Consider the following 3,432-nt stretch of genomic DNA (forward strand, 5'->3'; position numbering starts at 1 on the left):
CCCGCCACTAGCCAACGTATTGACGTTACGAAAACCGAGAGCAGTTGTGGCCACAAAAAACAGCTACTTGCACTGCTAAGAGAGAATAGAGTGGACGCTGTTATCGTCCGCAATATCGGACAAAATATGTTAGCAGCGATTTTAGAAAAGAAGATTGCGGTATATTACGCACCAAGAGGCAGCCAATTAACATCACTTCATCCAAACCATCTTCTGCCCGTCATCGACGTCTCTTTTGGCAAGCCTTCAGCCAATAAATCGAAGAAACGTTGTGCTAGTCAATGTGGATCGAAGAAAGTGGGTAAATATAACAAACTGGCACCCAGAATGCTGTCACCAACTACCATAGAAGCGTTGAAGAAAGTGCTGAAAGTAAAAGCGATTGTCGAGGGAAAATAATGACTTATGTTATAACCTTTGCATTTTTTATTGGCATTATTGTCTTGATGGCGATCGGTGTTTTGTTTCGCCGCCGCTCGCTGCAAGGCAGTTGTGGTGGGTTAGCAAATATCGATATTGAAAGAGAATGTAACTGCGTAGACGTTTGTGATGAGCATCAGAAGGTGTTGTATCAAATTCAAGAACCTGATCACGAGCGTTAGCGTTCAACCAACATCAACGCATGACCTTCCACCAAGCAAGTCGCGACTTTCGCTCTTGCTTGGTTAACGATATTACCAAAGGTTTGTCGCGATATGCCCATCTGCGTAGCAGCTTGCAATTGGCTAAGCCCCTCTTTATCAGCCAAACGCAGCGCTTCAAGTTCTTCTGGCAGTAAATCTACTGTGTTCAATTCAGATAATTTGACACCGTTGGGTTTGAAGCATGCATACGCCGCTTGACCACAAACACGACGAATTTTTTTGGGTCTTGCCATTTTCTTCTCCTAATCATTTAAAAACAGTTTGGTGAACTTATGAACATTCAACCTCCCATACAACATTGCCACTGCGCGGTGTGTTGTGCCCCGTTCTTTTCTGAAACGCACACACTGCAATTTAACCAAACAGAAACGGGGAGCGTATGCGCACAGATTGTAGCAACAGAAAAGATGCAAGGCTATCAAGGGGTCATGCAGGGTGGACTTATCAGCACCTTACATGACGCTGCCATGACGCATTGTCTGTTTGCACAGTGCATTTATGCGATGACGGCAGAGCTAAACGTACGTTATCTGCACCCTATTCCACTGAATGTACCATTACAAGTCGAAGCGCATCTTATCAAACAAAAACGTCACATTTACTATCTGTGCAGCACCATTTTTTATGATGGGCTTCCCTATTCTACGGCCAGTGCAAAGTTTATGTGCAAAGCCGAGTAGCCTGAGTGCTACAGTCATTAGGGTACTGGCTTAGCGTAAACTTCGGTTGAGTCACGCTTTCATCCTCCTTATACTCACTCATCATTTCTCTATTATCTTTCGTTATGAAAATTATCGCAGTAACCGCTTGTCCAACAGGCATCGCGCACACCTATATGGCCGCAGACGCACTCAAAAAAGAAGCGAATAAGCGTAATATCTCAATTAAAGTCGAAACCCAAGGCGCAATGGGTGTCGAGAACCCACTGACAGTGGCAGATATTGTCAACGCGGATCTGATCCTCATCGCTTCAGATATCGACATTGAACAGCGTGAACGTTTTGTTGGTTGCAAAACGGTTCAGGTGTCCATTGAAGAAGTGTTGACGAACGTGCAATCTGTTTTAGATCGTTATTTGTAACCGCCGATGATCACAACGCGCATCACCTTTGTTTTAAAAGCAGGCGGTCTGGTCAGCTGGCAATTAAATGAATTGAAAGATCTCAACCGCCATTTTCGCTCGGTGGTGGTGCTGTTTAACATCACGCGTGACAACAAGGCAATGCTCAACCATACACTGCAAGTGTTAAGCCTTGGTTCAAACCCGGGAGATGTATGCCAAATTGCCATTGAAGGGCTCGACGCCGAGTTGGCCTGCATGGTGATGACAGAGTATTTGCGCGAGCACACACTGCTTATTTCAACATCGCACAAACAAAATGCCAAAGCGGAATGGGCGTTTGCCACCCACTCTGCTTTTAAACTGCCCTTTTCGCTACAGTGGCATTACGCCACATTAGGCCCTGAGCTTAGCAAATCAGAGGCACTCGACACGATTGCTAAGCAGATCATGCCCGCACATTGCCATGATATTTTGCATGCGCTGGAAAAAAGAGAAGCCATCTCCCCGACCATTATTGGCCGTGGAATAGCACTACCCCATGTCATTCACGCACGAGTTGCCCAGCCAACACTGGCGGTTCACTGGTTAGCAAACCCGCTATCATGGTCAGAAAAATCCGGCGATGTGTCGCTGATCATCACCTTATTACTGCCGACATCAGCGCCGCGAACCGTGATTAAACCGGTCACGCAGTTAACTCGTTGGTTGCTGGAAGAGGAACATCGTCAATGGCTACTTACGGCAAAAAGAGAAGAAACCCTTAAAGCCATTTTGCTGCACGTGATGGCTAAGCCGTGCGACCCAATACAAAATGAATAGCTTTATTGCGACAGAGTTCGATATTCAGATGGAGTCATACCCGCTTTGCTTTTAAATACGCGGAAAAAATAATTCACATCTTGAAATCCACAGCGCGTGGCCACTTCGGCTAAACGAAAGGTGTATTTCTTCAACATAAATTTTGCCCGTTCAATTCTTACCCAAGTGATGTAATCAGCAAGAGTCATGTGTCCTTGTTGGCGAAACATGCGCGATAAATGGTTGGCAGAGATATTAAACCGCTGTGCGATGCTGTCACGGCAAATATTGCGATGAAAATTTTCTTGGATATAGATGCAGATGCCTTGATATAAATCTTCACTGCGCTTTTTAGGAGAAGCGGTCGGTTGATCAAGCATTGTGGCGCTGTAACTCAACAGAGCCAACAACAAATGTTCGTCCATTGGGCTTTTCTGAGGCTCACGTGCTAATGCATTTAGCCCTTCGAGCATGTGATCAATCGCGTGCCCAGTACGCGTTGGGATACTGTGTTTCTGAACATCATAAAAACCACTCTCGCCTTTGTGTTTACTGACCAAACTAAACCCCATTTGACGACGGCCAAATAGCAAACTCAAGACCGAACAGCTCTCTTGCCAATCAGGTTTATTCCAGCAGTTCGGAGGTATATAAAGCGCATCACCAGATAAGATGTTGACCTTACTGATACCGTGTTCAATCTCTTCGATTTCGTTGCTATACACGCCGCTTAAAACCAATTCTAGACGAGGGAAATTGACTTGGTAACTGAACGCTGGCGGCGTTATTTTGTCCCCAGCAAACCATATTCGATTAAAACTTTCTCGCTCCGAGAGCAGCACTTCAATCACATTTTTAAATACTGGGATCACAAAATTCACCCTATACCCATCAATAAACGAGGCAACTATAATCCAATACCTCATG

The 3,432-nt window shown here is 45.2% G+C and carries 7 protein-coding genes; 5 read left to right on the top strand and 2 right to left on the bottom strand.

What is annotated here, in order from left to right; all coding sequences use genetic code 11:
* Positions 1-399: NifB/NifX family molybdenum-iron cluster-binding protein (locus B9J87_RS17395; protein ID WP_094151960.1), on the top strand; the 399-nt coding region annotated here is incomplete at its 5' end.
* Entirely contained in the window at positions 399-602 is a 204-nt protein-coding gene (gene nqrM, locus B9J87_RS17400; RefSeq protein ID WP_013856966.1) for a (Na+)-NQR maturation NqrM, read from the top strand. The genes B9J87_RS17395 and nqrM, both read left to right, overlap by 1 nt.
* Here the strand turns inward: nqrM and B9J87_RS17405 are convergent.
* On the bottom strand, positions 599-877 hold the full coding sequence (locus B9J87_RS17405) for a DUF134 domain-containing protein (protein WP_026027228.1): 279 nt from the start codon (positions 875-877) through the stop codon (positions 599-601). The genes nqrM and B9J87_RS17405 overlap by 4 nt on opposite strands.
* 39 nt (positions 878-916) lie before the next feature.
* On the opposite strand from B9J87_RS17405, the gene B9J87_RS17410 reads away from it, so the two are divergent.
* The 3 genes from B9J87_RS17410 to B9J87_RS17420 all read left to right on the top strand — a co-directional run bounded on the left by B9J87_RS17410 (position 917) and on the right by B9J87_RS17420 (position 2,526).
* Entirely contained in the window at positions 917-1,324 is a 408-nt protein-coding gene (locus B9J87_RS17410; protein WP_017046160.1) for a PaaI family thioesterase, read from the top strand.
* A 104-nt stretch (positions 1,325-1,428) separates the two neighbouring features.
* The gene (locus B9J87_RS17415; RefSeq protein ID WP_017042461.1) at positions 1,429-1,725 is read left to right on the top strand and encodes a PTS fructose transporter subunit IIB; all 297 of its coding nucleotides are present in this window, start codon (positions 1,429-1,431) and stop codon (positions 1,723-1,725) included.
* Between the two features lie 6 nt (positions 1,726-1,731).
* On the top strand, positions 1,732-2,526 hold the full coding sequence (locus B9J87_RS17420; protein WP_094151958.1) for a PTS sugar transporter subunit IIA: 795 nt from the start codon (positions 1,732-1,734) through the stop codon (positions 2,524-2,526).
* Between the two features lie 2 nt (positions 2,527-2,528).
* Here the strand turns inward: B9J87_RS17420 and B9J87_RS17425 are convergent, their stop codons facing one another.
* Positions 2,529-3,431 (bottom strand): helix-turn-helix transcriptional regulator, encoded by a 903-nt coding sequence (locus B9J87_RS17425; RefSeq protein ID WP_017049831.1) that lies wholly within the window; start codon positions 3,429-3,431, stop codon positions 2,529-2,531.
* Between the last annotated feature and the right edge of the window lies 1 nt (position 3,432).

The organism is Vibrio sp. V19_P1S1T109 (assembly GCF_002241375.1).
Classification (GTDB): domain Bacteria; phylum Pseudomonadota; class Gammaproteobacteria; order Enterobacterales; family Vibrionaceae; genus Vibrio; species Vibrio anguillarum.

What these genes read in the sequence shown, in the direction of transcription:
- nqrM (WP_013856966.1), top strand. Translation starts at nt 399, where the DNA reads ATGACTTATGTTATAACCTTTGCATTTTTTATTGGCATTATTGTCTTG.
- B9J87_RS17405 (WP_026027228.1), bottom strand. Translation starts at nt 877, where the DNA reads ATGGCAAGACCCAAAAAAATTCGTCGTGTTTGTGGTCAAGCGGCGTAT.
- B9J87_RS17410 (WP_017046160.1), top strand. Translation starts at nt 917, where the DNA reads ATGAACATTCAACCTCCCATACAACATTGCCACTGCGCGGTGTGTTGT.
- B9J87_RS17415 (WP_017042461.1), top strand. Translation starts at nt 1,429, where the DNA reads ATGAAAATTATCGCAGTAACCGCTTGTCCAACAGGCATCGCGCACACC.
- B9J87_RS17420 (WP_094151958.1), top strand. Translation starts at nt 1,732, where the DNA reads ATGATCACAACGCGCATCACCTTTGTTTTAAAAGCAGGCGGTCTGGTC.
- B9J87_RS17425 (WP_017049831.1), bottom strand. Translation starts at nt 3,431, where the DNA reads ATGAGGTATTGGATTATAGTTGCCTCGTTTATTGATGGGTATAGGGTG.